Below are 25,783 nucleotides of genomic sequence, written 5' to 3'. Positions count from 1 at the left end.
TTACCCTTGCACAGCGAAGGAAACCTCTTCTGCATCCTTCCACAGGCGCTCCAGGTTGTAAAACTCGCGATCTTCCCGGTGGAAGACGTGAATGACGATATCTCCCAGGTCAACCAGCACCCAGCGTCCTTCGTCTGCCCCTTCAATCCCGCGAACATCATAGCCGTTTTTATGGGCCTGGTCGCGAATTTCACGCACGATTGCCTGTACTTGGCGCTCGTTGTTTCCGTGGCAAATCATGAAGTAATCTGCAATGACGGACAGCTTGCTGATGTCCAGCACCTTGAGATTTTCTGCCTTTTTGTCATCGGCTGCCTTCACTACCAAGCGAGCCAACTCTTCTACTGTTTTAACCATCAAAACCCTCCTTCTCTCCCTTTGCGGGATACCAAATCGTTATAGGCAATCAGCGTCAACGGATAAACCGTTTTCTGCTTTTCTATCAAAAACTGAATGGTGCCGCCCAAAGCTAGTGCCAAGGCTTGATCCAAATTCTTTTCAGCCAGCGCGCGAATCTCGTCGACACCAGGAAAAATGCGGTTCGGTTCTATATAGTCTGCCACACAAACGACTTTTTCTAACAGGGACATCCCCGCTCGCCCCGTCGTGTGGTAGCGAACGGCTTGCAAAATATCCGTATCTGTCACACCGAGATCCGTCTGGATGACGATTGCCCCGGCAAAAGCGTGCCACAGCTCTTTTTCCCCTTCCAGAAGCTCTGTCGGCATATCGTGGCGAACGAGAATTTCGAACATTTTCTCCACGGGCCAGCATTTGCAGTAGTCGTGCAACAGCCCTGCAAGCTCCGCTTTGTCCGGGTCAGCCCCGTAGCGAACGGCAAGGTTGCGAGCTGACTGGGCGACTCCGAGCGTGTGGTTGAAGCGCTTTTCATGCATTTGCGCCCGAATGCGGGCAAGCAGTTCTTCCCGATTAGTCAAGAGTTTCATAGAATCGGTTCTCCTTTATATAGCGCTCCACAGCAGCTGGCACCAGGTAGCGGATGCTTTTGCCCGCAGCCGCCTTTTCGCGGATCAACGTGGAAGAGATGTCCCAAACCGGCATCTCCACAAACGTGACGTACTCGCTTGCCTCCCGATCCAGCTCGGTGCCCGGCCGGGCGAGTCCTATAAAGCGTACCATGCGAAGCAGCTCTTGGAACTGGTACCATTTGGGCAAGATTTTGACCATGTCTCCCCCAATAATAAAAGAAAACTGACAATCAGGGAACTGCTGTGTTAGCTGAACCATTGTGTCGTAGGTGTAGGAGGGGCCTTCTCTTCTCAGCTCGATATCCGTGACGCGAAAAGCCTCGTGATCGGCCACAGCCATCTGAACCATGTTCAGGCGATGCTCTGCCAATGTCAGACTGTCCCTCTGTTTGTGCGGAGGAATGTGCGTCGGCATGAACCAGATTTCATCAAGCCCGGCCTGTTCCCTGGCTTGTTCTGCTGCCAGCAAATGACCGCAGTGGATCGGATCGAATGTCCCGCCCATCATCCCTACTTTTTTGACGGCATGCTTCATGGCGGTAGTCCTTATGGTTACGGCAGCTTGATGGTCTTGTGCTCCCGGGACTCTTTGTACAAGACAACCGTATGGCCGATCAGCTGTACCAGCTCGGCACCCGCACCTGCTGCCAAATCTTCTGCTACCTCATGTTTGTCATCGCTGTTGTTTTGCAAAATCGCTACTTTGATCAATTCGCGCACTTCCAGCGCCTCTTTGATCTGGGTGATCATATTTTCATTCACGCCCCCTTTTCCTACTTGGAAAATCGGGGTGAGATGGTGTGCTTCTGCGCGCAAAAAGCGCTTTTGCTTGCCGGTCAACATCGGCATGCCTCCTTTTAGTTCCTGCAATCAAGATTGATCAGGTTGTTTTCGTCAGTTGCTGCAAGACAATCTCACGCATGACATCTGTCGGTGCGTCTGTTCCCGTCCACAGCTCAAATGCCAGTGCACCCTGGTTTACGAACATCCCGACGCCGGAGTGGACAGTCGCGCCGATTTCTTTCGCTTCACGCAACAGGCGCGTCTCCAGCGGGTTGTAAATCAGGTCGCTGACAGTCAGGCCGGGATGGAGCCATTCTGCTGGCACAGGAGTTTCCTGCACGTTTGGCAGCATGCCGATGGAAGTCGTGTTGATCAAAAGGGAGGAGTCTGCGATGGCGTCTTTGCCTTCCCCTTGCTCCACGATCCGCGTCGGGACGATTGTTCCCACATGCTCTGCCAGTACAGCCGCTCTTTCCCGCGAGCGGTTGATGATGCGAATTTCCTTGACGCCTTTTTCCGCCAAAGTAAACGCAACAGCACGGGCAGCTCCGCCCGCGCCCATCATCGTAACAATTTGTTTGTCCAGCACGATCCCCGTCTCCGCTACAAGCGAGCGGACGTAGCCCATGCCGTCCGTATTGTAACCGATCAGCCTGCCATCCTTGCTTACGACCGTATTGACCGCGCCGATGCGCTTCGCCAGCGGATCGATTTCATCGAGCATCGGCATGATCGCCACCTTGTGGGGAATCGTCACGTTAATCCCGCGCAAGCCCAATGCGCGAATCCCCGCTACCGCGTCCGCCAAGTCTTCCGGGTCTACGTCAAACGCCGCATAAGCGAATCCAAGTCCGGTCTCGGAAAAAGCAGCATTGTGCATCATCGGAGATTGGGAATGGGAAACCGGATGTCCGAACAGGCCAACCAACTGCGTTTTGCTTGTAATCATGGAGCATTTCCTCCCCCGTAGCTTCTCTCTCTAGCATATGGCACGAAAAAGGGAGCGCCATACGCGGATACTTGTTGAACTGGCTAGATCAGCCCGCGGCGCATGCCCACGCTTACTCCTTTTGGCGCGTGAACCACGACGTTCGCTTCGTACTTGCCTTGAATGGTCACCCAGCCCAGCCCGGAGATGACGATATCCGTAGACATTTGCGACTGGGTCACCTTGAAGGAATGCTTGACGAACGGCGGGAGCGCTTTTGCCGCTTCTTCTCCTGTCGGAGGCACCAGCAGCGTGCCGTGATGCTTTTCCATCACTTCGTCCGCTTTTTCCAGCTTCGTGCGATGAATGTACAAGTCGTTGTCTACATAAACGACAAACGGCTGTTTAGATCCACGCACAAAGTCGATGCGTGCCAAGCCGCCGAGAAACAGAGTTTGTCCAGCTTCGAGCTGGTATACTTTGGAGTTGATCCGGCTTTTCGGAGTGATTTTGCGCAAATCGGCTGGCGACACCATATGTCCAATCTGATCGCGGTTGATGATGCCCGGCGTATCGTAAATGGAGCGGCCGTCTTCCAGCGGAATTTCGATTTTATCGAGCGTCGTGCCAGGGAACGGCGATGTCGTGATCTCCAGCTCTGCGGCTCCGTAATCGTGCAGGATGCGGTTGATCATCGTCGATTTGCCGACATTGGTCACTCCAACGATGTACACGTCGCGCCCTTTGCGCAGCTCCCCGATCCGATTCAACAGTTCATCGATATGCAGTCCTTTTTGCGCACTGATCAGCACGATGTCTTCCGGGCGCAAGCCGCGCTCTTTTGCTTCATGCTGCATCCAGTTGCGCACGCGGTTCAGGTTGATGTTTTTCGGCAGCAAGTCCACTTTGTTGCCCACGAGCAAAATCGGGTTTTTCCCGACAAAGCGCGGCAGCCCTCTGAGCCAGGAGCCTTGGAAGTCAAAAATATCGACGACCATGACGACCAGCGATTGCGTAGAGCCGATGCCATCCAAAATTTTCAGGAAGTCGTCGTCACCCATTCCTACCGGAGCGACTTCATTGTAATGCTTGATGCGATAGCAGCGCTGACAGATGACGACCTTGCGCCCCAATGCCGACTCCGGCGCATAGCCGGGCTTTTTCGCATCCTCTGTCTGAATCGCGATCCCACATCCGGCACAAGAGCCGAGTGTTTGTTCCGTCATGCTTTTCTCCTCCACGAAACCATTCCTTTCCTTTCCATCCAGCTTAAAGCCACGCGCTCCATCTGACGGTTAAAGCGCGTCCAGAAACCGTCCGTCTGGGCCACAGGCACGACCAGGATCGTATGAAACCCCAGTCGATTTCCCCCCAGCACATCAGTAAACAATTGATCGCCAATCACGACAGTCTCGGCGATGGTCACGTTCATTTGCCGAACTGCCTGCAAAAAGGCACGGTTGGTCGGCTTTTTCGCCGCACAAATAAAACCGAGATCGAGTGGTGCACAGAAGCGATGTACGCGCTCCTTGTTGTTGTTGGACACAACAGTGACCTGAATGCCTGCTTCCTGCATCCGGGCCAGCCAGTCGATTACCTCCGGAGTAGCCTCCGGCCTGTCCCACTCCACCAACGTATTGTCCAGGTCTGTTATCACCGCACGGATTTTATTTCGTTTCAATTGATCTATATCAATGTGATGGATTGACTCTACGAACTGACTGGGCATCAGCTTGTTTAAAAACACGGGGCACCTCCAAATGATGTGCAGCCATTAACCGCGATTTCGGCACCTACTATACCATAATCGACCACTCTGTTGCAAAAGAAAAAGCTTGCGCCGCCCCTTGCCACGGACAATCAGAGTGTGTCATAATGGCGGTACTTATAAAACTGTTTTTGTTTAAATAGTTTTCACCCGTAAGTCAGGCAGGGGGTCGCTGAAGATGAAAGACCGAATCATGAAAGGTTTTATTGAAGAGATCAGAGAAAAAGGCATGAAGTTTTCCATGGACGACCTGGCGCGCAGGCTGGGGATCAGCAAGCGAACGCTGTATGAGCATTTTTCTTCCAAAGTGGAGATTCTCGAAACAATCATCTCCCAGACGTTTGCCGAGGGCGATGAAAAAACCCGGCAAATTCTCGCTGACGACAGTCTTTCTCTCCTCGATAAAATCAAAGGGGTCATGCTGGTGTTGCCGACACACTACGAGTTTTACGATTTGCGCATTCTTGAACAGATGAAGCGCTACTACCCGGAGCAATGGGCTCTGGTCGACTCCGCGCTCTCGGACGATTGGCAGACGCTGCGCGCCCTGATTGAACAAGGGGTCAAAGAGGGGCTGATCGTCAACATGAACGTGACATTAGTGATGAAGCTGATCATCGACGCCGTCAATTCGACACTGGATCAGCGCTTTTACATGAAAAACCAGATTACGGTTTCCGAAGCTTTGGCGGCGATTGTCGATGTTCTGTTGTACGGCCTGATCCCTGTGGATAAAAGGTAGCCCCTTTTATTCTCTTTTTTTGCGAAAACCAATAAAACAAAAATAGTTTTTCGAGTACACGACTTGAAAGAGGTGTTCACCATGGCTGTTTTTACCCAAATGACAAAAGCGCAACGCACTGGCTTGCTGTTCGTGATTCTGATTTTGTTCATCGATATGCTGCTCTACAGTCTGTTGATTCCAATCGTCCCTTATTTTTCCGAGACGCTAAAGCCCTCCTCTACCATGATGGGCATTCTGTTCAGCAGCTATGCGGTCGCCATGCTGCTCGCCACTCCGATCTTCGGCCCGATCTCGGACCGCTTGGGCAGACGTGCCGTGCTGTTGGTCGGCCTGATTGGGCTGGCAGCTTCCACGCTGCTGTTCGCGTTCTCTGACACCATGGCCTTGTTGATTACTGCCCGCTTCGTGCAAGGGATTGCAGCGGCTGCGACTTGGCCGACCGCTCTCGCCCTGCTCGCCGACCTGTTCCCTCCGAAAATGCGCGGAGCGGTCATGGGAACGGCGTTGACCGCTATTTCTACAGGCACTTTGCTCGGCGCACCGATCGGCGGCTGGCTGTTTGAGATCAGCGATCACCGGATGCCGTTTCTCGCCGCTGCGGCCTTTACGGTCATCAACATCGTGCTCGTCTTTTTGTTCCTGAAGGAAGAAGCGGCTCGTACAGCCAGCGAAAAGCTTGCGGTAGGCGGATTTTTGCGCAATCCACAGGTCGTCTTCATCGCCGGAATCGTCCTGCTGGCGGAAGTATCGCTCTGTCTCTTGGAGCCGACGCTGCCCGTCTTTTTAACGCAAAAGTTCAGCATCACCCCGACTGCGATCGGCTTGCTGTTTGCAGCGATGACTTTGGCCTACGGATTGATTGCCCCGGTAGCAGGCTCGCTGTCCAACCGTTTTAATCCGTATAAGCTGATGTTCGCCGGAATCGTCATCCTCGCTGTCTTCATGCCTTCACTGGTATGGGCTGGCTCGCTGTGGCAGGCGGGAATTGCGATGGCGCTTGTCGGCGCAGGCGTAGGCTTTACGCTGTCACCCACCCTCCCGACTTTGGGCAGCATCATCGACCAAGGGGGAAGCGGCGCCTATGGCACAGCCTACGCTTTGTTCAACATGTTCCACGGGATCGGCATGGTAGCCGGGCCGTTGGCAGGCGGCATTTTGACGGATTTGTTGCCTGTATCGTCTGCCATCCTCGTTGTGGCAGCAGCCGTGCTTGGCTTCGGCATCATGCTGTTCCTCCAGCTCAAAGCGAGTGGAGCCGTGCGAGTCTCTTCGTCAAAAGGCGAGATGCATTCGTCTTAATGTCTAAAGGAAACGCACAGACGAATGCTGCTGGTAGCGACTGGGTGACCAAGCCACTGACGAAGCAACCACATGCTCCAGCCAAACAAACGACACCCCCGCTGTCACGCTAGTACGTGGCCATCGGGGGTGTCGTCTTTTATTCGCTATCGAACGGTTGTTGTCTCGTCTCCATCAGGCGCTTGACCCGCTCTGTCGGAGTCCAGCACTGAAAACGGTAGTCCGGCCGCGTCTCGTACGTCAGCCGCGAACAGCGATAAGTCACGCCGCCGGGCGCTTTTTCCACGCGAAAATGCGTACAGGTCGCACAACAATGAAACGGGTTCTCCTCGCCCATTGCCCCTCCTCCTATCTCCCCAGCTTCCAAGGAAACATGGACAATTGCTCGTAGCGCTCCTGTTTCGGCTCGGCAAAATTGGAAAAGCCAACTCCGACCAGCCTGACACCCGGCGAGTAATCAAACGCATCGAGCAAATCGTCCAGAAGTTCTTGCCAGTTGGCCCCTGCGACTGCCTTGTGCTGTTTGGTCCGTTGCGTAAAATCGGCGTACTTGATCTTGAGCGTAATCGTCTGCGGCTCGACCCCATCCTGGCGCACGTCCTCTTCGACTTCCCGCAGCAAGGAATAGGCAATCGGCGCGATCGACTCGCGGTCATACAAGTCAAAAGACAGCGTCGTCTCGCGGCTCGTCGACTTCGGTGCGCGGTCCATCACGATCTCCCGGCTGTCTTCCCCTCTGGAGCGGTCGTACAGCGAGCGGCCAAACTTGCCGAACAGTTGCACGACCTCGTCCAGAGACAGTTGCCAAAAGTCCTCGACCGTAGCAATGCCCTTTTTGGCGAGCAATTCCTGCGATTTTTTCCGACGCCGTGCAGCGTTCCGATCGGCAAAGGGCGCAGTACGTCCAGCGCCTGCTCGGGACGAATGATGACAAAAGCGTCCGGCTTTTTCAAATCACTGGCGATTTTCGCCAGCGACATATTATAGGAAAGACCGATACTACAGGTTAATCCTGTCTCCCGTTTGATTCGCCGCTTGAGCTCGCGCGCGACGGGAACGGCATTCTCGTAGTCCGTGACGTCCAGGTAGGCTTCGTCCAACCCGACCGTTTGGTAACGCGCCGTATAGGAAGTGAAAATCTCCCTGACTTCCGCCGATTTCTCGATGTAACGCCCATAGCGGACGGGGAGGTACACACCCTGCGGGCATTTTTTTCGCGCCATCGCGACAGGCATGGCAGAGCGAACACCGTACTTGCGCGCCTCGTAGCTGCACGTCGAGACGACGCCGCGATTGGCTGTTCCCCCGACGATGACCGGCTTGCCGCGCAACTCGGGGCGGTCGAGCTGCTCTACACTGGCGAAAAACGCGTCGATATCCAGATGAAGGAATTTTTTCATAGCGGATAACCACCAAACATACATTCTCATTTGTACTTGTATTATCCTTGTTTTGGCCCTTCAATGCAAGCGGATATCTCCCCAACCGCCGTTCGCCCGTTACTGCTCTTGCGCTTCCATGACCCGAAGCAGCTCGGATACGGGAGGATTGCCTTTTTTCGCGTAGACGATCGTCCCGTCTTTGCCGATGATATAGACGATTCGCTGCTGGAAAAACAACCCGAGGATTTTTCCTACATCATATGCCTCGCGAATTTTTTGGCCTTCATCGACGATCAAAGGAAATTCATACTGAAATTTCGTTGCAAACGCCTGCTTTTTGTCCAGTTCACCCGGATTGATGCCAAACACGACCGTATTTTTCTGCTGCAATGTGCCGTAGTTGTCCTGAAGGGCGCACAGTTGCTTCGTGCATACCGGGGTATCATCTCCCGGGTAAAAGACCAGCACGATCGTTTGCTTGCCTACATAGTCGCGCAAATCGACCGGGCCTTTTGTGCTTTTGGCGGAAAAGACAGGGGCTTTTGCTCCAATTGGCAACATTTCACTCACCTCTAAGCCCAGTATACATCGAAAATCGTTTTGCGATTGCAAAAAGCCGCCCTGCGCAAGTGCAGAACGGCTTTTCGTTTAGTTGGCTTGCAGCTTTTGCTGTTTTACCCGGGCAATAAATGCCTGGGCGATTTTAAACATCTGGCTATCGTGCGACCACATCCGCTCTGGATGCCATTGCACACCGATGTACAGCCCGTTTTGACTCTCAATCGCTTCAATCACTCCGTCAGCCGCGCATCCTGTCATCTGGAAGCCTGGCGCTACGTCCTTGACTGCCTGATGGTGGGACGTATTGACCAACACTTCTTGTTGTCCGAGAGCGTCCGCCAAAAATCCCGGTTGCAGCGTGACTTTGTGTGCGCCGTACTGGCGCGAGCCTTTTTGCGCGTGCTGGAAGGCTCCCGGAACCTGGCTCGGAATATCCTGGATGAGCGTGCCGCCACACGCTACATTCAAAATCTGCATTCCGCGGCAAATGCCCAAGATCGGCTTTTTCAGCTCCAGCGCCAGCTTGATTACCGCAAGCTCGGCCAAGTCCCGCTCGTATTCGATATCGCCAAGCCCTTGCAGCGGTTCTTCCCCGTACAAGTGCGGGGCAGGATCATCTCCGCCCGTCAAAATCAGGCCGTCGAGCGACTCGACCATTTCCCGAAACGGCGCTTCCTGTACCGTCAAAAGCGGCAGGATAAGCGGTATTCCGCCTGCGCGGGCCACTCCGTCCACATAGCCTGAGCCGACGTAAAAAAATTGATCCAGATTGTTATTCGGGAAATACATTTTCGTACACGCGACACCAATAATCGGACGCACGCAAAGTCACTCCCTTATCGCTACCTTGGTTTATTTGACGTTTGAAGCGTACTTGAAGTCGATGAACCCGAGAGCGTCCACGACGACGTCTTTTACGCTGTCTTGCTTCACCCACGCATAGGTGAAATAGTAGATCGGCAATGCAGGCATTTCATCCATGACGATGGCGTCCGCCTTTTGCAAAATTTCTTTGCGCTTTGCCAGATCGCCTTCCTTGGCAGACTGGGCGAGCAGGTCGAGGAACTCTTTGTTCTCCCATTTCGATGTGTTCAAGCCGCCCTTGAATACTTCCAGGAAGTTGATCGGATCGTTAAAGTCGCCGATCCAGCTGGCGCGGCCGATCGTGAAGTTGCCTTCTTTCATTTGCTCGCGGTGGACTTTGTTCTCTTTGTTCACCAGCTTGACTTCGATGCCAAACGCTTTTCTCCACTGATCCTGGATCACAGTGGCAATACGCTGGTTCACTTCTGTCGTATTGTAGGCGATCGTCAACTCAGGCAACTGGGTCAAGCCTGCTTCCTTCATTCCTTCGGCCAGCAGCTTTTTCGCTGTTTCCACGTCGCCATCCTTGATGTAGCCATCCGGATTGAGCGCCATGGTTGGCGGGAGGATTCCCAGCGCTGGCGTGCTCTTGAACGGCACTACGTTTTCCGAGATTTCCTTGCGGTTGACAGCAGTTGCGAACGCCTGGCGAATTTTTTTGTTGTCGAACGGCTTTTGCGTCGTGTTGAAAATGTACCAGTACGTGCCTGCTGTCGCCTGGGACTGCATTTTCCCGGAATTTTTCAGCGAGTCCAGCGCATCGAGCGGCAAGTCGCCGAGCGGAGAGCCAGCCCAGTCCAGATCGCCTTTTTCGAACATGGACAGCTCGGTATTCGCATCTTCAATCATGTTGATCGTCAAAGTAGACAGTTGCACAGCATCTTTATCCCAGTAGGAGTCGTTCTTCGCAAACTCGATCAGCGATTTGTGCTCCCATTTTTTCAGGACAAACGGGCCGTTGCCGATGTACGTTTCTGGCTTCGCAGCCCAATCCTTGCCGGCTTCGACCGCCTTTTTATTGACTGGGAAATAAGTGACGGACGCCACCAGCTCAGGGAAGAATGGAGCCGGATTTTCCAGTGTCACGACCAATGTTTTGTCATCGGTCGCCTTCACGCCGACATCGTCCGCTTTCGCCTTCTTGGCGTTGAACGCTTCCCCGTTTTTCAAATAGTACATCTGATACGCATAGCCGGACGCTGTCTCGGGATCGAGCACCCGTTTCCAGGCGTATTCAAAATCGTGGGCCGTAACGGGATCGCCGTTGGACCATTTGGAATCGCGCAGATGGAACGTGTAGGTCAAGCCATCAGCGGAAACTTCGTACTTCTCGGCGACCGCCTCTTTCAGCTCGCCTTTTGCATTCAGGCGCAGGAGGCCATCAAATGCTGCACGGGCAACAGACATCGAAGGGATGTCTTCTGCCAGTCCAGGGTCGATCGTGTTCGGCTCACCTGTGTTCAGGTTGACTTGCATTGTTTGCGGCGCGCTTTTCTGCTCCTCTTGCGCACCTGGCGCTTTCTCTGGCGTGCCGGCTTGCGGCGTTCCACAGCCAGCAAACACCAAGCTGGTCAGCAAAACGGCGCAAAATGATAGATTCTTCAACTTTTTCACAACAAAACCCCCGTCTTTGGAATAATTCTTCTTGATTGTTAGGAGCATGACTAAATAATATTATCTTGAGAAAATTTTGTCTACACGAATAAAAAGGAGATGGGTTTGATGCTATCCAGTCTGTTTACCCCTGTTTCAGAACTTTTGGAAGCTGCTGGCGGTGAGTGGGGAGTCTATCTGGAAGATTTACAGACAAACGAAAAGCTCGCGATCAACGAGAACGAACGGTTTTATGCGGCAAGCGTCATCAAGGTGCCGATCATGACAGCCGTGTTCGCGGAAGCGCATGCCGGAAAGCTCGCTCTCGAAGACAAAATCAAGCTGCGCCAGGAAGATCTCGTCGGCGGGGCAGGCGTTCTTCAGCACATGACACCCGGAACCGAGTTCACCGTGTACGATCTCGTCACCTTGATGATCATCCAGAGTGACAACACAGCCACGAACATGATGATCGATCTCGTCGGGACAGACAGCATCCGCAACGCCATGCGCAAGACAGGCATGGAAAACAGCTCCTTTTACAACAAACTGATGGTCGTGCCCGCCGAACTGGAAGGCTACAACGAGATTACAGCAGCAGATATCGGCAGCCACCTCCGCTATTTGGCGACTGGCAAAGTCATCTCCTACGACAGCTGTCTGAAAATGATTGCGATCTTGAAGCAGCAACAGCATCGCGACCGTTTTCCGTTCCTCTTGCCCGATCCGGATGGCGAGATCATCGGCATGGTTCCCAAATGGGAGTTCGCCAACAAGACAGGCTCGGTTACCAAAATCACGCATGATGTCGGAATTTTCTACACAGGTCCGCACGCGATCAGCGTCTCCCTGCTCAACAAAGGTCTTGCGCAAAAAGATGCAGCTGCTGTCATGGCCCGCATCGGCAGTCTTTTGTATGACGCGTACGGTCCAAAAGCGTAGCTTGCCACTGCCCGCCCGCTTCGTCTGGCGGGCTTTTCTGCGCTTTTCTGCGCCCACGCGAAAAAACGGGTCTTTCCTCTCGCAACGAAAAGGAATGACCCGCTTACTTTTACTTATCTTTTTCCAAAATCAGGTTGGACACTTGCCATGCGCTGGAGAAGGACAGCTCGGACAGCTGGCCTTGCCCTTCACACCAGTCTCCTGCAAAGAACAGGTTGCGGTAGTCCGGGAAGAAGGTCGGCATTGGCTTTTGATTCATCGTCCATTTGATCTCCTGTACCACTGCGCGGGCGGAAACACGCGGAACAACCAATTGCTCGCGCCAGCCCGGGAAGTGCTTGTCGTACAGGTTCTCGATCTCTTGCTTGCGGATATCTGCCGCTTCCTTGTTGCCGACGTCGGCCTGACGCATGTACGCAGTCGCCTGCAACAGCTGTCCGCCCTCCGGCACACAAGTGCGGTCGTAGTAAGAGATGTCGGTGATAAAAATATTGTTCTGCTTGTCGTAGATGTAGGAGAACGGCACGTCAATGCGCTCTTTCAAACCAATGTCGTATACCATGACGACTGTCGGCTCGTATTCCGCATGCTGGGCCACTGCGTGCTCCAGACGCGTTTCTGCGAATACTTTTGCCAACTCTTTCGGCGGAATACAGCAGACGAACTCATCAGCCGTAAACTCGCCCTCCGGCGTCACCACTCCAACCACGCGATCGTTCTCTACGAGGAACTTTTCTACTTTGTTCTTGAGCATGATGGTTCCCTGGTTTGCTTCGATCACGCGAACAAATTCGTCGATCAGAGCTTGCCAGCCGCCACCGATATAAGCTACAGGCTTGTTCGTGGTGAACAAACGGCTGTAGTACGTGAAGAACACATCCGACGGAATTTTTTCCGGTTCACGGGTAAAGAAGTTGGAGGAGGCGAGTGTCAGCATCATATCTTGCACTTCTTCGCTGACATGCTTTTTTTCCATCCACTTTTGGATCGACATGTGCGGATGGCCTTTTTCCACTTTGAGCATCGTTTTCAGGATTTCAAACGTGAACAACACCTTGTCCATCCCTTTGAGCAGCTTTGTTTGGAAAAGTCCTTGCACGTTGGAAGGAACCGCAGTCAGATCGCTTCCGATATCGTACTTCGCTTTTGTCGGATTGAAATCTTGCCAGTCAATGTTGAGTCCGAGTTCTTTTTCAAACGTTCTCAATACAGAGCTGTCGCGAGCATAAATGGCGTGAGCACCGAAGTTGAAGTTAAAGCCTTTGATCTTCAATGTAACGGCACGTCCACCCAATTGTCCGCGCTCCAAAACTAAAACTTTTTTACCTTTAGACGACAGGTAGGCAGCACTGGAAAGACCAGCCAGTCCGGCACCTACAATAACAACGTCATAGTGATTGGTTGTCATACACAATCTCCCCTACGCACTAGCGATGTTGATTCATGAGCTAAACCCTACAATAGAATAAGGGATGGATAAGGTGGAAGTCAACTATTATTGAACTGTGTCTATTTTTATACTGTCTGATACCATTTTTTACCTAGATCGGCTGTGCTATGATGAAGAAAAACGCAAAAGGTGGTTGCCACATGGACTGGAATACCCCGATTCCTCCGGCGCAAAAAGAGGCAGACACGCTCCCTGCCATCTGTGAAAACAACGATCCGCTCATTTCTCTCAAGCAGTATGCCCCACAGTTCGAGGTATATCCGGCCTACCACATCCAGGAATTGGACGGAGCCACAGCGGATTGCCTGATCAGAAAAGGGGTCGCAGACAAGCTTTTGCAAGCCGCGAAGCTGCTCCCGCCCAATCTTCGCTTCGTCGTGCTGGACGGATACCGCCCGATCCGGGTGCAGCAAGCCTTGTACGACCGTTTCAAAGCGCAGCTTCTCGCCCAAGGCTTCGTCGAAGGCGAGGAATTGTACACGGAGCTGCACCGCTTTGTGGCCCGCCCCACGCACGATCCGGCAAAACCGCCGCGTCACCTGACCGGAGGGGCCATTGACCTGACGATTGCCGGGCCTGACGGCTGGCTGGAGATGGGAACCGCTTTTGATGACTTTTCACCGCGCGCCTGTACGCGCTATTTTGAAAGCAACGAGCTCACTGACGAATCCGACAGACAAGCGCAGGCCAACCGCCGCTTGCTGTATGCGGTGATGACAGGCGTAGGATTCACCAATTACCCAGACGAATGGTGGCATTTTGACTACGGCAACCAGGCATGGGCGGCTCAAACCGGGCAGGCATGCGCCATGTACGGCGGCGTGTAGCTTGCAAGCAAAAAACTCTATCGCGGCTTCCCCAAATCGGAAACCGCGATAGAGCGATTAGTCGTTGCGTCTTGTCATCTGCTGCCAAACTGTACCGCTGGCAGCTTCTCCCCGTTCGATCCGCTGTACAGCCATTTGCACCTGCAAGCTGACTTCGAACTCAGGATCGTTCTGGGCTGCGTGCAGGGCTTCCAGGGCTGTCTCATCGCCTACTTCAAACAAATAGCGAGCGGCACGCCAGCGCACCAGCTTGTTCCGATCTTTGAGCGCCTCACACATCGGCCCAATCGCCCGGACATCGCCCAAATCGGACAGCGTGTCTCCAGCCGTCCTTCTCACGGAGACAGAGTCGTCCCGCAGCGCCTCGAACAACAACGGGAACACATTATCGCCGCCCACCATGCCAAGGTAGACGACAGCCAGCCTGCGAATGGAAGGCTTGGGATCGCGGAGCGCTTTTTCCAGGACAGGCAAGTCTTCCTCTGTCGGCTCCATCCGATCCAGCGCTTCATAGCGGTTTCGCCAATCCGGGTCGTCCAGCATCTCAAGCGTGACGACTTTTTTCTCGCGCTCCACTTCTTGCGGCGCTTCCCCAGGACCAAGCAGCATCGCTTGCTGGACGATTTCCTCCACGCGGCTTGGCGGGTAAGTCGCATCGACCTCTTGCGCTACTTCTTCGCCAATTTCGCGCAAATCGCCGTAACGCACGCCATGCTCCACCCATTTTCGCTCCATGATCAAGTTCGGTGAAGCAGATCCAGCCTGTACAGCAGCCTGTCCGAATCGCTCAGGCAGAGCTGCGCGAATTTGCTCGGTTCCCATCGTTACTTTCACTTGCATCGGCACGCCGCGAAACATCTGGACGAATACTTGCGCCTCGCCGTAGGCTCCCGCCTGCTCAGCGGAGACGACAGGAATTGCCGTTCCTTTTCCTGCCTGCAAAATCTCCCGCGCTTCTGTCAAAATGCGCTGCCAGTCGGCATTCGACTTTCGCTCCAACGCCAGGAAGTCCGCCGTGTGAAAAATCGACGTCACTCCGTCAATGGCGAGCAGCTCCTGCATCAGTTCCGGCGCTTTCGCTGCTTCCGCCTTTGTATAAACATGTTGCACGCCGCCTGGCAGAGTCTCGTCCACGTTCAGCTTCATCACGTTCGGACTCGGCGTCGGTTCGATCGACAACAGTTTCATCTTTCGTCACTCCTTTTTCCGCAATGCTACCTCTCCCCTATGGTAGCACGGAAGCTCCTGCGTTTGCCAATCCGCAGGTGCAAGCAAAAGCAGTTTGCCTGCTACAAATTCAGCCTGTAGTAATCGTTGGCAGACTTCACGACGAAGCCGCAAGATTCGTACAGCCCCAGCGCCTTGCTGTTCTCACAGGCGACTTCCAGAGAGACGTGCTTGTAGCCTTCCTCTTCGATCAGCCGAATCGTTTGCGCCAACGCCTGACGGCCGTAGCCTTTGCCTTGATGGTCGGGATGGACGCAAAATCCGTAAATGAACGCCTTCGCATCTTTGCGGCTCACACTGATTTTGCCGACCGCTTCCTCTTCTACAATCACCAAGTATGTACGGGAGTTGAGATCGCTTGCCATCATCTCGGCCATCTCTCGCACCTGTTGTTCTTCCATTTGAAAACCGTGCACATTGAGTTGAATCAGCGTCTCGTAATCGTCAGCCGTTTCCGGGCGGATTCGCAACGTGTCGTTACAGGTCTGACGCCCGCCCTCGCCCAAGTCCATCCAGTGCTCCGAATGTTCGTACGTCGCGCCGATTTGCTGCATGTACGCTGCTCCGGACTGCGAGTTGTGCTGGACGATAAAGAGGAGCGAAGGAATTTCCCGTTGTTTGCACGCTTCTTCGGCAGCTCGCTGCAAACTGGAAAAAATTCCTTTTCGGCGATAGTCAGGGTGTACCATCCCGCTCGCTTCTGCCTCTTTCCTGTGGAAAACGTACAAGCCGAGGAATCCGACCAGTTTGCCGTCCGCGTAGCAGAGAAAATCTTCTGTATGTTTGCCTGAGCGGTTTCGCAGCATGTCCGGGTTGATTTTCAGATCAATCCCGTCATGTTCGTTGCATAATCGAACCAATTCGTTAATTTGCGCCAATTCCTCTGCGGTCAATGTTTGTTTCGCTACGATCTCGTATGTCAAAAGCCTCGCTCCTTTTTCGTTAAAAATAATGCCTTCTCATTTCTTCGATCATTTCATCCAGGTTGTTTGCCACTTGCGGAATCGTGTAGCCGACGTACAGGGGCGACGTCACAAAGCGCGGGATGGCTTTCGCAATCAGCTTTTCTTTCCATTGATAAAAGAAAAAGTTGTAGCTCTGGTTGCGCGGATTGACGTGATGCAAAATCCAGTGCGCCAATATTTGCAAGTATTCGGCCATTTTGGGCAGCCGATCCAAGTCCTCCAAAATGACATTGTATTCAAAAAAGCCCGCTCGCGGATGCGTGGAGAGCGTGCAGGAAACCCCTGCTTCCTTGTCGATCGTAATGCCCATAAAGTCGCTGTCCTTCACTTGCGAGCGATAGTCGTAGCCAGTCAGGCCGACAATCTGCATGTGCGGATGGCGAATGCTCCCGCCGGAATACGGGCCGTGGTTTTTGAAAAACAAAACCGAGCGAAAAGAACCGCTTCTCTCCATCTCCAGCCATTTCTCGACGCCAAAGGAGAGCAAAGCGTGCACATGCTCCCGGGAATACGTCGACCAGTCGCCGTTGCACTCCTCTGATTCAATCAACACTGTCTGATGCGTGTCTTGCAGGACGGGAAATTTGTTCATCAGCCAGATCATGGAACCTCGCTGCTCCAGGACGTCAGTCAAACTGCCGCGATCACAAAAAGGACACGCTGTTTCCCGATTGATTACGCTCTCCGGCTTCTTTTTTCCGATGTGCATGTTAAAGTGCAAATGTGTCTGCGCCATACAAAGCGTCCCTCCATTTTCTGGATACTTTCACTTTACACTGAATTGTTTTGAAAATCATGCCGTAATTTCGCTCGCGGCACATTTTGGCCACAGAGAAAGCCTATTTTCCTTGATCTACGCGCTCGTTTCTTTTTTTACCCCAAATGGGTTGCATATAATGGGAGCAGTGAAAACCGGAAAGGTGTTGGATGCGATGGAAAAATCATTCTATTACCCGGTGAGCTGGAGCGAAGCACACCATTACAAGGCACTGCTCGATCAGGAGGGCGTTCCTTACGAGATTCAGTCTCCGCTCGACCTGCCCATTTTGGAAGAAGGGAAGCTGGCGATTGTCTTCCCGTCCATTCCGTTGCGTCTGTACGCCTGGGTGCGCACCTTGTTCTACCGCGACGGCTTGCGCTACCCTGATACCTTTTCTTCCTTCCGCTAAAAAGAAACCCGCGTACCTCTCCCGCCATCTCACATACGATAGTAGCAACGTTGTCGAGGGCGGCTGCCAAAGGGAGGTGAGGGAATGCCTGCATACAACATTCGCATCTCGATCAGAAGGCTAAAGCTCGATTTGTACGACGGCAATACGTTGATCCGCTCCTATCCGGTTGCGCTCGGCAAGATCGCGACGGAAACACCTCGTGGCGATTTTACGATCATCAACAAGGTTCCTTATCCCGACTCGTACCCGGGAGGACCGCTCAGCGTTTTCGGAACATACTGGCTGGGGCTGAGCAAACCTCATTACGGCATACACGGCACAAACAACCCATCCTCGATCGGGCACTACGTCTCGCACGGCTGCATTCGCATGTACAATCAGGATGTCAACGAACTGGCCAAAATCGTTCCCATCGGCACACCTGTCCGAATCCGCCTGCAATAAATGGCCGCGTGCACAGGCAAAGACCCGCCTCTTCATTTTCGAAAAGGCGGGTCTTTTTTACATGAGGTGCTTATCCGTTTCATCGACCGTTTTTTGGTCATTCGTCTCCAAGTATACGAGAAATCTTCTGGCTTGCTTGTACATAATCGAAAGCGTCATTTCCCTGATTTTGTTCATGATCGCTTCTTTGTCCTTCGGATGGACTTCACAAGCGAGCCTTTCTTCTTGCAATACGAGGTAAGACATCACCCATTCCGGGTCCAGCTTATAGGCAGGCAACGACAGCGACTCCTCTACTCTAGTAATCCTCTCTAGTCTACAGGAGATCGGCGTTGCTTTCCCAGCCTCAATAACTGGCTAGACAAACAGAGATTGGCACCCTGCCAATTACTTCCCTTGCTCCAACTCTTCGATCAGGGCAGACAACTCCGCCCAGCGCTCTACTGCCGCTTCCAGATCGGCAGTCACTTGCTGTTCTTCCGCAAACAGCTTTTCTACCTTGCCGTAGTCGCTGCCCGCTCCGGCAATTTCTTTTTTGAGCGTCGCGAGCCGTTCTTCAAAAGTTGCAATTTTGCCTTCGATCGTATCCCAATCCTTCTGATCCTTGTACGAAAGCTTTTTCGTGCGGTTGTTGCCGCGCGTCGCCTGACTGCTCGCCTGCTTCTCGACGGATGGCTGTTGCCCCACGGAAGCTGTTGCTGCTGCGGTGTCCTCCACTCGCTTTTCTTCCAGATACTCGGAGTAATTGCCGATAAAATGGCGAATTTGTCCGTCTCCTTCAAAAGCAAACAGGTGGTCGACCGTGCGATCAAGGAAGTAGCGGTCATGGGAAACCGTGATGACCGCGCCAGGGAACTGCTCCAAATAATCTTCCAAAATGCTGAGCGTCTGGATATCGAGATCGTTGGTCGGCTCATCCAAAAACAGCACGTTCGGCTCGCCCATCAACGTGCGGAGCAAGTACAGCCTGCGCCGCTCGCCGCCAGACAGCTTGGCAATCGGCGTCCACTGCATGGCTGGGGAAAAGAGGAAACGCTCCAGCATTTGCGAAGCGGTAATCGCCTCGCCGTTGCTCGTCGTGATTACTTCTGCCGCTTCCTTCACATACTCGATCACGCGCAGCTTCTCGTTCATCTCCACGCTATCCTGCGTGTAGTAGGCGATTTTCACCGTCGTCCCGATATCGATCGTCCCGCTGTCAGGCTGGATTCGTCCGGCCAGCATGTTCAACAGCGTCGACTTGCCGCTGCCGTTTGGCCCGATGATCCCCACGCGATCACCTGGCAGGACGATATAGCTGAAGTCGTTGATGAGACTGCGGTCGCCGTAACCTTTTTGCACGTGCTCGATCTCGATGACCTTTTTGCCCAGTCGGCTCGCGCCAAGCGCCATCTCCAGCTTGGCTGTCGGGCCTTCCACGGTCCGGTCGCGCAGCTCCTCTGCCCGCTGGACACGCGCTTTTTGCTTGGTCGTCCGCGCTTTGGCCCCTCTGCGCAGCCAGGCCAGCTCGCGGCGCAACAAATTTTGCCGTTTGTCTTCTGCTGCTGCCTCATTTTCTTCCCGCTCGGCTTTTTTCTCCAAAAACGTGGCGTAGTTGCCTTCGTAGCTGTACAGCTTGCCGCGATCCAGCTCAAACGTGCGGTTCGTCACCCGGTCGAGGAAGTAGCGATCGTGCGTGACGAGCAGCAAAGCGCCCTTGTAGCGGGACAAAAATTCCTCCAGCCACTCTACCGTCTCATTGTCGATATGGTTCGTCGGCTCGTCCAAAATCAGCAAATCGGCTGGCTGAATCAGCGCCCGCGCCATGGCTACCCGCTTGCGTTGGCCCCCGGACAGCTCTTTGACTTTTTGCGAAAAGTTGTGCAGCCCGAGCTTCGTCAAAATCGTCTTGGCCTGGGTATTGCTCTCCCACGCATCTGCTGCGTCCATCCGCCCTTGTACAGCGAACAGGCGCGCCTGCTTTTTCTCGTCCTGCGGATCTGCCTGAACGGCTTCCAGCGCGATTTCGTACTCACGCAGCAGCTGGATCAGCGGAGACTCTCCGTAGAACACTTGCTCCAATACGGTTGATTCCTCATCAAAGCTTGGGTTTTGCGGCAAGTATTCGACGTGAAAATGGTTGGCGTGAATGATTTTTCCGCTGTCTGGCGTATCTTGTCCCGCCATGATGCGCAACAGCGAAGATTTTCCTGTACCGTTGACTCCGATCAGCCCAATCCGTTGCTGCTCTGCGATATGGAAGGAAATATGATCAAACAAAATTTTGTCTCCGTAGCTTTTGGAGAGGTTTTCTACTGAAATAATTTGCATGGTCTTCACCTGTACTTTTCTATTTGCCCTCTCCAGTTGAAAGGGATGCTATCTTATGATCGTACCATTTTTTTCGTGCAAGCTCTAGGATTCTCTGCCCGGTTCCTGTCCGGCATGCAAAAAAGCAGGCGCACTTCACTCGTCGTGAGTACGCCCCGCCTGTTGGTTCAGCTCGTCAGCCATTGCTCGGTTTGCGACAATAGCTCCCCTATTTTCTGGTCGCGCACCACAAGATCCGCCCAGTCATCGAGCGGCGTCGGCTCCTGATTGACAATTACCAGTCTCGCCCCGCTTTCTTTCGCCCGCTGGGGAAACCAGTTAGCCGGACTGACTGTCAGCGAGGAGCCGAGCACGAGGAACAGCGAAGCGCTCTCAGCCCACTCGACGGCTTGCTCAACCTGCGTCGGCGGCAAAGCTTCTCCGAACAAGACGACATCGGGACGGACAAAGCCTCCGCACGCACACCTAGTCCCGTCTGCCTGCAAATACCGCTCGCTGGAATAGCGCTCCTGGCAACGAATGCAGCTAACCGTGCTCAATGTGCCATGCAGTTGCGCCACTGCCTGGCTCCCTGCCCGCTGGTGAAAGCCGTCTACATTTTGCGTGATGATGCCTTCGACCAGCCCGCGCTGCTCCCATTTTGCCAACAACTCGTGTCCTGCATGCGGCTGGCAGGCCAGCAACCCTTCGATCCGCTTGCGGTAAAAAGCGGCGAACTCGTCCCGGTTCTCGCGCATCGCTTTCGTGCTGGCGAGCTGCTGGGGGTCCAATCCGCGCCACAATCCGGTCTGGGAACGAAAATCAGGCAGGCCGCTTTCGGTAGACATGCCTGCACCTGTAAAGACAATCGTTCGGGGTGATTGTTGCAGCCATTTGGCCAGCGACTCCATCTGCATCTCCTCCGCTTTTTGCTCTCATTGTAAAGGAGGAAAAAGGAGGTGTACAGCAAATAAGGAGTCTTGTGTCTCGTACGTCAGCTAATACGTTCCGGCATATCCGTATTGCTGCGGATAAGACGCCTGAGGCTGTTGCTGGAGCTGAGGCTGGCTGGGCGGGTAATACGTGTACCCGGACAGTTCCGGATAGTGCGTGTACTGTCCGTACTCCGGCGCCTGGGCATAAGCGGCGGCATCGTAGTAATAGGAGCTTGTCGGCCATTGGCTGGAATAGCCGTAGTGCGGAAGCTGGCTGGACGGGCTGTTCCATTGGTTCGTGCCTTGGTTTGCGCCCGGATTCGAGCCTTGGTTCGCTCCCGGATTCGCCCCTCGCTGGCAACCAAGCGGCGGACCGATGACAACGGTTCGGGTGATCGGAGCAAAAGTGTCCTTGACCTTCGCTTCGTCCAGGCAGTACGTGTGCGCCCATACGCTTGCCGGGGTCAGTCGCAGGATGTCGGAGCCAAAGATCACTTCCGGCACCGGAGCGTCAAAAACGGCTATCAGATGCGTATCGTCCGTCAGGGCAATCTCGTAATGCCACCAGCCCTGCGGCACATTCGCCACTTGCCTCGGCTTGATATGGAAAGTAAGCAACTGGTTCGTGAATGGATTAATAATGGAAACGGCTGCCTCGCCGGACACACAGTAGACCAGTTCGGAAGCGTTTTGATGAATATGTGGCTCAATCACGTTTCCAGTCGTCAAAAAGATGTCGAGCAGCGAAGTGTTGCCCAGCGTGTTCAACTGCTGGATGCCGAGAGAATCGATGAAGTTGCCCGCGTCTTTTCGAAAAAACGTGTTGTTGCGCATATCGTACGTAAATTGCGTATTCGGCGAAGTATAGTCCCGATAAGTGGTAGCCATCTGTCCCGTCTTCCCTCCAACGTTCTGGGTATATGTCTCATAGGTATCCATATTCCCGAACGCCCAGTTGGTGCGCCTATGTTTTCAACGAGGCAGCCTGGATTCAGCTCGCACGGCTCGTTGCATTGGCACTCCCTCTCCTGATCGGCATATCGTAATAAGAGTCGCGCCAAGTCCTCATGGGAGGTGAGTGGAAGTGGCCACCTATTTCGTCTCGGACATTCACGGCCAGAACCAGGCATTTCGCAGAGCATTGCGCGATGCCTCCTTTTCCCCGCAAACGGGAGATCGTCTCTATGTGATCGGCGATATGATCGACCGCGGCCCGGAATCGAAGGAAGTGCTGTTCGACCTGTTTACCTTGCAAAAGCAATATCCAAACCAGGTCTTTCTCCTGAAAGGCAATCACGAGCAGATGCTGGAGGATTGGCTGAAAGGACAAGGAAACCCGGAGCTGTACTTGCGTTACAACGGCGGAGATGCCACGATCCGTTCGCTCTTGGGAAACCACCCTCTGCGCCGGGCTTTTCTCCATTCCATGCCATCCAGCGCCGAACAGGAGGAAGCTCGACGGCTGATTCAGAGCGAGTACCCGGGACTGTTGCCCGCCTTGTCCGCCTTGCCGTTGTACATGGAGCTTCCAGCCGATCCGCAGACGGGAGCGCCCGCTGTTCTGCTCGTCCACGCGGGCATTCGTCCCGGCATTCCGCTGCGCCAGCAAAATCCAGAAGATCTCCTGTGGATTCGCGAGCCCTTCTACCTTTATTATGAAGGAGACAGGCCAATCGTCTTCGGTCATACCCCGGTGCCTCGTTTGCCTGACTATGAAGGCTATGGTCCCTGGCGGCGCGGCAACCTGATCGGCATCGATGGCGGTGCCGCTTATCGGCGAGGAGTATTGTTGGTAGAGTGGCCCTCTCTGCAATCGATCTTTGTCCCTGTTGGCGACGTCCAGCCTGCCATGCAAGTACGCGTCATCTGACGGCGACACTACCTGTAGCCCTAGCGCTTCGGGTAGCGCCTCTATCCTGTTTTTGGTACAAGCACAAGCCTTTCCCTTTGAAAAATTGTTACTTTTTATAATCTACTTCCGAATCGTAATATGGTAAGATATGAACGAGGTGTTGTTATGAAACGTCAACAAGTGATGGAACAATCCATGTTTGCGGCTTGGGGCTTGTCCCTGATTGCCACGGCTGGAAGTCTGTTTTTTTCGGAAGTATTGAAGTACATACCGTGTGATTTGTGCTGGTACCAGCGCATCCTGATGTATCCGCTCATCATTTTGCTCGGAGTGGCGTCCGCGAAAAAGGACTACAAAATGTCCTCGTACGCCTTGATTCTCTCTTTGATCGGCGGTTGCATCTCCCTCTATCATTACTTGATCCAAAAGGTTCCCTTCCTGCATGAGCTGGGCAATGCTTGCGGCATTGTCCCCTGCAATACGGACTACATCAACTGGTTCGGGTTTATCACCATTCCTTTTCTGGCGCTGGTCGCATTTGCTTTAATCAGTATTTCGCTGTTCATCGTCATGAAAAACGCAAAGGAGAATTGATGCATGAAAAAGATTATTTTCCTGTCTATCCTGGTAGCAGCGCTCTTGATCGGCGCGATTGTGTACTCGGATATGTCCAACCGCCAGGCGGCTGCCGGCAATCCTTACGGCAAAGCCAACCTGAATCCGGCTACTATCGAGCAATTGCAAGACCCGCTGTACGACAACCTGATCATGCCGGACGAGCTGAAGAGCAAGATCGCGGGCAAAGAAGACTTGTACGTCTACTACTACAGCCCGCTGTGCGAGCATTGCCGCGCTACGACACCTGTTTTGGTGCCGATCGTCAAAGACATGCAAATCGACATGAAAAAGCACAACCTGCTCGAATTTAACGCAAGCTGGGATGATTTCCAGATCGAGTTCACCCCGACTCTCGTTCACTACAAAGACGGCAAGGAAGTAGCTCGTCTGGTAGGCGGCCACGAAGCCGACCAGTGGAAGAAATGGCTGGAAGAGCAGAAAAAATCATAGCGGACAAAAGGCCCCGGACGCGAAAGCTCCAGGGCCTTTTCTCTTATAGGTGACAAAACTGTGAACGAAAACAGCCAGAAATAGCCCGAAAGAGTCATTAGGCTTTTGGAAACGAATGCCTATAATGGATACTGGGTATATTCCAGGAAAACGGAGGTAATGGTGTTGACCCTTATATACTTGACCGAGACCTTTGGCTTTCGGGCGACGTGGAACCCGGAGCTTTTTCTGTTGACGGCTCTGATCGGACTGGCTTACTTTTCCTTGACAGGACCTTTGCGCCATACTTTCCCTGACGCCAAACCTGCTTCGCTCAAACAGAAACTATCGTTTTCCCTCGGCTTGCTGCTGTTTTACTTCGGCATGGGCAGCCCCTTGAATGTCGCGGGCCACTTTTTGTTCAGCGCCCATATGCTTCAGCAGTCGATTCTCTATCTCGTGATGCCTTTGTTGCTGTTGGCCGGCACACCGCCCTGGCTCATGCGCTTCCTTTTTTACCGCAAAGGGTTGAAAGGGTTTTTGCGCGTGGTCAGCCATCCGATCCCTGCCGTCCTTTTGTTCAATGCCCTATTCTCGTTTTATCACATGCCTGTTATTCTAGACATGACGATGAACAATTTGGCGGCGCACAACCTGATTCACCTGTTGCTCCTGGTGACAGCGCTTTGGATGTGGCTTCCTGTAATCGCTCCCATCCCGGAGATCCATCGGCTGTCCGAGCTGCAAAAGCTGGCTTATATTTTTGCCAACGGCGTGCTGATTACGCCAGCCTGTGCGCTGATCATTTTCTCCGAGTCGGCGCTTTACGAGACGTATGTAAACGGGCCTTCCATGTTGTGCGCGCCTTTTTTCTCCGCTCCGATCGACAAATCGATGTTCGCCGTTCCCCTGCCGCCGTTGGAGGATCAGCGTCTGGGCGGAATCATCATGAAGCTGTTGCAGGAATTGACGTACGGTTCCGTGCTCGCTTACGTCTTCGCAGCCTGGTACCGGAGAGAGAAAGACCAGCCTGACGATGGACTGATGCCGCAATAACCGTCCGCGAGTTGTTCTGCCTCGCCATTTGAAAAAGGAGGAATCCGGCGTGCCACTCACCCCAACTGCCGCCACTCGACTCAGACGGCTCGTGCTTTTGTTGCCGCTCTTTGTCCTTGCCGCTCTCATCGCTTCGTGGCTTTGGCTCACCCCTTCGGAGGTCTCAGCCAAGTTGCCGGATGCACAGCTGCAAACTTTGGATGGAGCCGCCTACTCCCTCTCTCCCAAGCCGGGAACCGTCCGGCTGGTCGAGCTGATTTATACTCGCTGTCCCGATATTTGCCCTACCACCACGATCAAGATGGTGCAGTTGCAAAAACGTCTGCAGGAAGCGGGGGTTATGGGAAAAGGCGTCGACTTTTTGACGATCACGATCGATCCGCAAAACGATACGCCTGACGTCTTGCGCTACTATGCCCGGCAGCTCGGCATTGCAGAAGACGGCTGGACGATCTTGCGCGGCGACGAAGAGACGATTCGCACGGTGACGAGTTCGCTCGGCTTTTTTGCCAAAAAGACGGATGACGGGTTCATCTCCCACACGTCGAGCACTTATCTTGTCGATCAAAACAACGCGGTTATTCGCAAATTCGGCATGGGGGAAGAATTTGATCCCGAGCAAATTTATCAAGAGTTGTTGAACTTGAAGAAGGAAGGGTAACGCA

The 25,783-nt window shown here is 53.5% G+C and carries 30 protein-coding genes and 1 pseudogene; 11 read left to right on the top strand and 20 right to left on the bottom strand.

Features of this window, described 5'->3' with window-relative positions; genetic code table 11:
* From rsfS to M2298_RS24235, 7 genes are all read right to left on the bottom strand, one after another.
* Nucleotides 1-357 (bottom strand): ribosome silencing factor, encoded by a 357-nt coding sequence (rsfS, locus tag M2298_RS24265; protein WP_063231353.1) that lies wholly within the window; start codon nucleotides 355-357, stop codon nucleotides 1-3.
* Nucleotides 357-947, bottom strand: a complete 591-nt coding sequence (gene yqeK, locus M2298_RS24260) for a bis(5'-nucleosyl)-tetraphosphatase (symmetrical) YqeK (protein WP_122964131.1) — start codon at nucleotides 945-947, stop codon at nucleotides 357-359. Before yqeK ends, rsfS begins: the two co-directional genes overlap by 1 nt.
* Complete coding sequence (locus tag M2298_RS24255) at nucleotides 931-1,524, bottom strand: nicotinate-nucleotide adenylyltransferase (RefSeq protein WP_122964132.1); 594 nt, start codon at nucleotides 1,522-1,524, stop codon at nucleotides 931-933. The genes yqeK and M2298_RS24255 overlap by 17 nt, the downstream gene beginning before the upstream one ends.
* 17 nt (nucleotides 1,525-1,541) lie before the next feature.
* A complete protein-coding gene (gene yhbY, locus M2298_RS24250; RefSeq protein WP_122964133.1) occupies nucleotides 1,542-1,832 on the bottom strand; it encodes a ribosome assembly RNA-binding protein YhbY in 291 nt (96 codons plus the stop codon).
* 37 nt (nucleotides 1,833-1,869) lie between these two features.
* The gene (locus tag M2298_RS24245; protein WP_122964134.1) at nucleotides 1,870-2,721 is read right to left on the bottom strand and encodes a shikimate dehydrogenase; all 852 of its coding nucleotides are present in this window, start codon (nucleotides 2,719-2,721) and stop codon (nucleotides 1,870-1,872) included.
* Nucleotides 2,722-2,804: 83 nt separating this feature from the next.
* Nucleotides 2,805-3,926 (bottom strand): ribosome biogenesis GTPase YqeH, encoded by a 1,122-nt coding sequence (yqeH, locus tag M2298_RS24240; protein ID WP_122964135.1) that lies wholly within the window; start codon nucleotides 3,924-3,926, stop codon nucleotides 2,805-2,807.
* Nucleotides 3,923-4,447, bottom strand: a complete 525-nt coding sequence (locus tag M2298_RS24235; protein WP_122964136.1) for a YqeG family HAD IIIA-type phosphatase — start codon at nucleotides 4,445-4,447, stop codon at nucleotides 3,923-3,925. Before M2298_RS24235 ends, yqeH begins: the two co-directional genes overlap by 4 nt.
* 199 nt (nucleotides 4,448-4,646) lie before the next feature.
* Here M2298_RS24235 and M2298_RS24230 point away from each other — a divergent pair, with 199 nt between their 5' ends.
* Together M2298_RS24230 and M2298_RS24225 are read left to right on the top strand one after the other, a co-directional pair.
* Nucleotides 4,647-5,210 (top strand): TetR/AcrR family transcriptional regulator, encoded by a 564-nt coding sequence (locus M2298_RS24230; protein ID WP_173597427.1) that lies wholly within the window; start codon nucleotides 4,647-4,649, stop codon nucleotides 5,208-5,210.
* An 81-nt stretch (nucleotides 5,211-5,291) separates the two neighbouring features.
* Nucleotides 5,292-6,512 carry an MFS transporter gene (locus M2298_RS24225; RefSeq protein WP_173597428.1) on the top strand — a complete coding sequence of 407 codons (1,221 nt, stop codon included), beginning with the start codon at nucleotides 5,292-5,294 and terminating at the stop codon, nucleotides 6,510-6,512.
* A 139-nt stretch (nucleotides 6,513-6,651) separates the two neighbouring features.
* On the opposite strand, the gene M2298_RS24220 is transcribed toward M2298_RS24225, so the two are convergent.
* From M2298_RS24220 to M2298_RS24195, 5 genes and pseudogenes are all read right to left on the bottom strand, one after another.
* Nucleotides 6,652-6,849 (bottom strand): hypothetical protein, encoded by a 198-nt coding sequence (locus M2298_RS24220; protein WP_122964139.1) that lies wholly within the window; start codon nucleotides 6,847-6,849, stop codon nucleotides 6,652-6,654.
* 11 nt (nucleotides 6,850-6,860) lie between these two features.
* Nucleotides 6,861-7,912: pseudogene (locus M2298_RS24210) on the bottom strand (DNA polymerase IV).
* A gap of 99 nt (nucleotides 7,913-8,011) precedes the next feature.
* The gene (locus M2298_RS24205; RefSeq protein WP_173597429.1) at nucleotides 8,012-8,455 is read right to left on the bottom strand and encodes a peroxiredoxin; all 444 of its coding nucleotides are present in this window, start codon (nucleotides 8,453-8,455) and stop codon (nucleotides 8,012-8,014) included.
* A gap of 87 nt (nucleotides 8,456-8,542) precedes the next feature.
* The gene (locus M2298_RS24200; protein ID WP_122964142.1) at nucleotides 8,543-9,277 is read right to left on the bottom strand and encodes a gamma-glutamyl-gamma-aminobutyrate hydrolase family protein; all 735 of its coding nucleotides are present in this window, start codon (nucleotides 9,275-9,277) and stop codon (nucleotides 8,543-8,545) included.
* Between the two features lie 30 nt (nucleotides 9,278-9,307).
* Nucleotides 9,308-10,933: a peptide ABC transporter substrate-binding protein gene (locus M2298_RS24195; protein ID WP_280649198.1), complete on the bottom strand. Its 1,626-nt coding sequence runs from the start codon at nucleotides 10,931-10,933 to the stop codon at nucleotides 9,308-9,310.
* 108 nt (nucleotides 10,934-11,041) lie between these two features.
* On the opposite strand from M2298_RS24195, the gene M2298_RS24190 reads away from it, so the two are divergent.
* Entirely contained in the window at nucleotides 11,042-11,854 is an 813-nt protein-coding gene (locus tag M2298_RS24190; protein ID WP_280649197.1) for a serine hydrolase, read from the top strand.
* A 109-nt stretch (nucleotides 11,855-11,963) separates the two neighbouring features.
* Here the strand turns inward: M2298_RS24190 and M2298_RS24185 are convergent, their stop codons facing one another.
* A complete protein-coding gene (locus M2298_RS24185; RefSeq protein WP_122964145.1) occupies nucleotides 11,964-13,262 on the bottom strand; it encodes a phytoene desaturase family protein in 1,299 nt (432 codons plus the stop codon).
* Between the two features lie 182 nt (nucleotides 13,263-13,444).
* Between M2298_RS24185 and M2298_RS24180 the strand changes: the two genes are divergently transcribed.
* A complete protein-coding gene (locus tag M2298_RS24180) occupies nucleotides 13,445-14,131 on the top strand; it encodes a M15 family metallopeptidase (protein WP_122964146.1) in 687 nt (228 codons plus the stop codon).
* A 57-nt stretch (nucleotides 14,132-14,188) separates the two neighbouring features.
* On the opposite strand, the gene M2298_RS24175 is transcribed toward M2298_RS24180, so the two are convergent.
* The 3 genes from M2298_RS24175 to M2298_RS24165 all read right to left on the bottom strand — a co-directional run bounded on the left by M2298_RS24175 (nucleotide 14,189) and on the right by M2298_RS24165 (nucleotide 17,059).
* Nucleotides 14,189-15,319, bottom strand: a complete 1,131-nt coding sequence (locus M2298_RS24175) for a virulence factor (RefSeq protein WP_173597431.1) — start codon at nucleotides 15,317-15,319, stop codon at nucleotides 14,189-14,191.
* Between the two features lie 101 nt (nucleotides 15,320-15,420).
* Nucleotides 15,421-16,281, bottom strand: a complete 861-nt coding sequence (locus tag M2298_RS24170) for a GNAT family N-acetyltransferase (RefSeq protein WP_173597432.1) — start codon at nucleotides 16,279-16,281, stop codon at nucleotides 15,421-15,423.
* A 19-nt stretch (nucleotides 16,282-16,300) separates the two neighbouring features.
* Nucleotides 16,301-17,059, bottom strand: a complete 759-nt coding sequence (locus M2298_RS24165; RefSeq protein WP_063231335.1) for a DUF4931 domain-containing protein — start codon at nucleotides 17,057-17,059, stop codon at nucleotides 16,301-16,303.
* A gap of 196 nt (nucleotides 17,060-17,255) precedes the next feature.
* Here M2298_RS24165 and M2298_RS24160 point away from each other — a divergent pair, with 196 nt between their 5' ends.
* Both M2298_RS24160 and M2298_RS24155 read left to right on the top strand, forming a co-directional pair.
* On the top strand, nucleotides 17,256-17,492 hold the full coding sequence (locus M2298_RS24160) for a hypothetical protein (RefSeq protein WP_122904675.1): 237 nt from the start codon (nucleotides 17,256-17,258) through the stop codon (nucleotides 17,490-17,492).
* Between the two features lie 84 nt (nucleotides 17,493-17,576).
* On the top strand, nucleotides 17,577-17,939 hold the full coding sequence (locus M2298_RS24155; protein WP_173598597.1) for a L,D-transpeptidase: 363 nt from the start codon (nucleotides 17,577-17,579) through the stop codon (nucleotides 17,937-17,939).
* A gap of 57 nt (nucleotides 17,940-17,996) precedes the next feature.
* On the opposite strand, the gene M2298_RS24150 is transcribed toward M2298_RS24155, so the two are convergent.
* The 4 genes from M2298_RS24150 to M2298_RS24135 form a co-directional block, all read right to left on the bottom strand.
* Complete coding sequence (locus M2298_RS24150) at nucleotides 17,997-18,218, bottom strand: hypothetical protein (protein WP_122964150.1); 222 nt, start codon at nucleotides 18,216-18,218, stop codon at nucleotides 17,997-17,999.
* A gap of 108 nt (nucleotides 18,219-18,326) precedes the next feature.
* A complete protein-coding gene (locus M2298_RS24145) occupies nucleotides 18,327-20,249 on the bottom strand; it encodes an ABC-F family ATP-binding cassette domain-containing protein (protein ID WP_242771969.1) in 1,923 nt (640 codons plus the stop codon).
* Nucleotides 20,250-20,416: 167 nt separating this feature from the next.
* Entirely contained in the window at nucleotides 20,417-21,139 is a 723-nt protein-coding gene (locus M2298_RS24140; RefSeq protein ID WP_280649196.1) for an NAD-dependent deacylase, read from the bottom strand.
* A gap of 87 nt (nucleotides 21,140-21,226) precedes the next feature.
* Nucleotides 21,227-22,051: a cupin domain-containing protein gene (locus M2298_RS24135; RefSeq protein ID WP_280649195.1), complete on the bottom strand. Its 825-nt coding sequence runs from the start codon at nucleotides 22,049-22,051 to the stop codon at nucleotides 21,227-21,229.
* A 196-nt stretch (nucleotides 22,052-22,247) separates the two neighbouring features.
* Here M2298_RS24135 and M2298_RS24130 point away from each other — a divergent pair, with 196 nt between their 5' ends.
* From M2298_RS24130 to M2298_RS24110, 5 genes are all read left to right on the top strand, one after another.
* Nucleotides 22,248-23,033 (top strand): metallophosphoesterase family protein, encoded by a 786-nt coding sequence (locus M2298_RS24130; protein WP_173597437.1) that lies wholly within the window; start codon nucleotides 22,248-22,250, stop codon nucleotides 23,031-23,033.
* A gap of 147 nt (nucleotides 23,034-23,180) precedes the next feature.
* Entirely contained in the window at nucleotides 23,181-23,609 is a 429-nt protein-coding gene (locus tag M2298_RS24125) for a disulfide oxidoreductase (protein WP_122964155.1), read from the top strand.
* 3 nt (nucleotides 23,610-23,612) lie between these two features.
* Nucleotides 23,613-24,083, top strand: coding sequence for a thioredoxin family protein (locus tag M2298_RS24120; protein WP_122964156.1), 471 nt, complete (start codon nucleotides 23,613-23,615; stop codon nucleotides 24,081-24,083).
* 165 nt (nucleotides 24,084-24,248) lie between these two features.
* Nucleotides 24,249-25,118 (top strand): cytochrome c oxidase assembly factor CtaG, encoded by an 870-nt coding sequence (ctaG, locus tag M2298_RS24115; protein WP_063231423.1) that lies wholly within the window; start codon nucleotides 24,249-24,251, stop codon nucleotides 25,116-25,118.
* A 49-nt stretch (nucleotides 25,119-25,167) separates the two neighbouring features.
* The gene (locus tag M2298_RS24110) at nucleotides 25,168-25,779 is read left to right on the top strand and encodes an SCO family protein (RefSeq protein ID WP_173598600.1); all 612 of its coding nucleotides are present in this window, start codon (nucleotides 25,168-25,170) and stop codon (nucleotides 25,777-25,779) included.
* The last annotated feature ends 4 nt before the right edge of the window (nucleotides 25,780-25,783 follow it).

The organism is Brevibacillus sp. 1238 (assembly GCF_029892995.1).
GTDB lineage: Bacteria > Bacillota > Bacilli > Brevibacillales > Brevibacillaceae > Brevibacillus > Brevibacillus parabrevis.
This window is presented reverse-complemented; position numbering and strand designations above follow the sequence as displayed.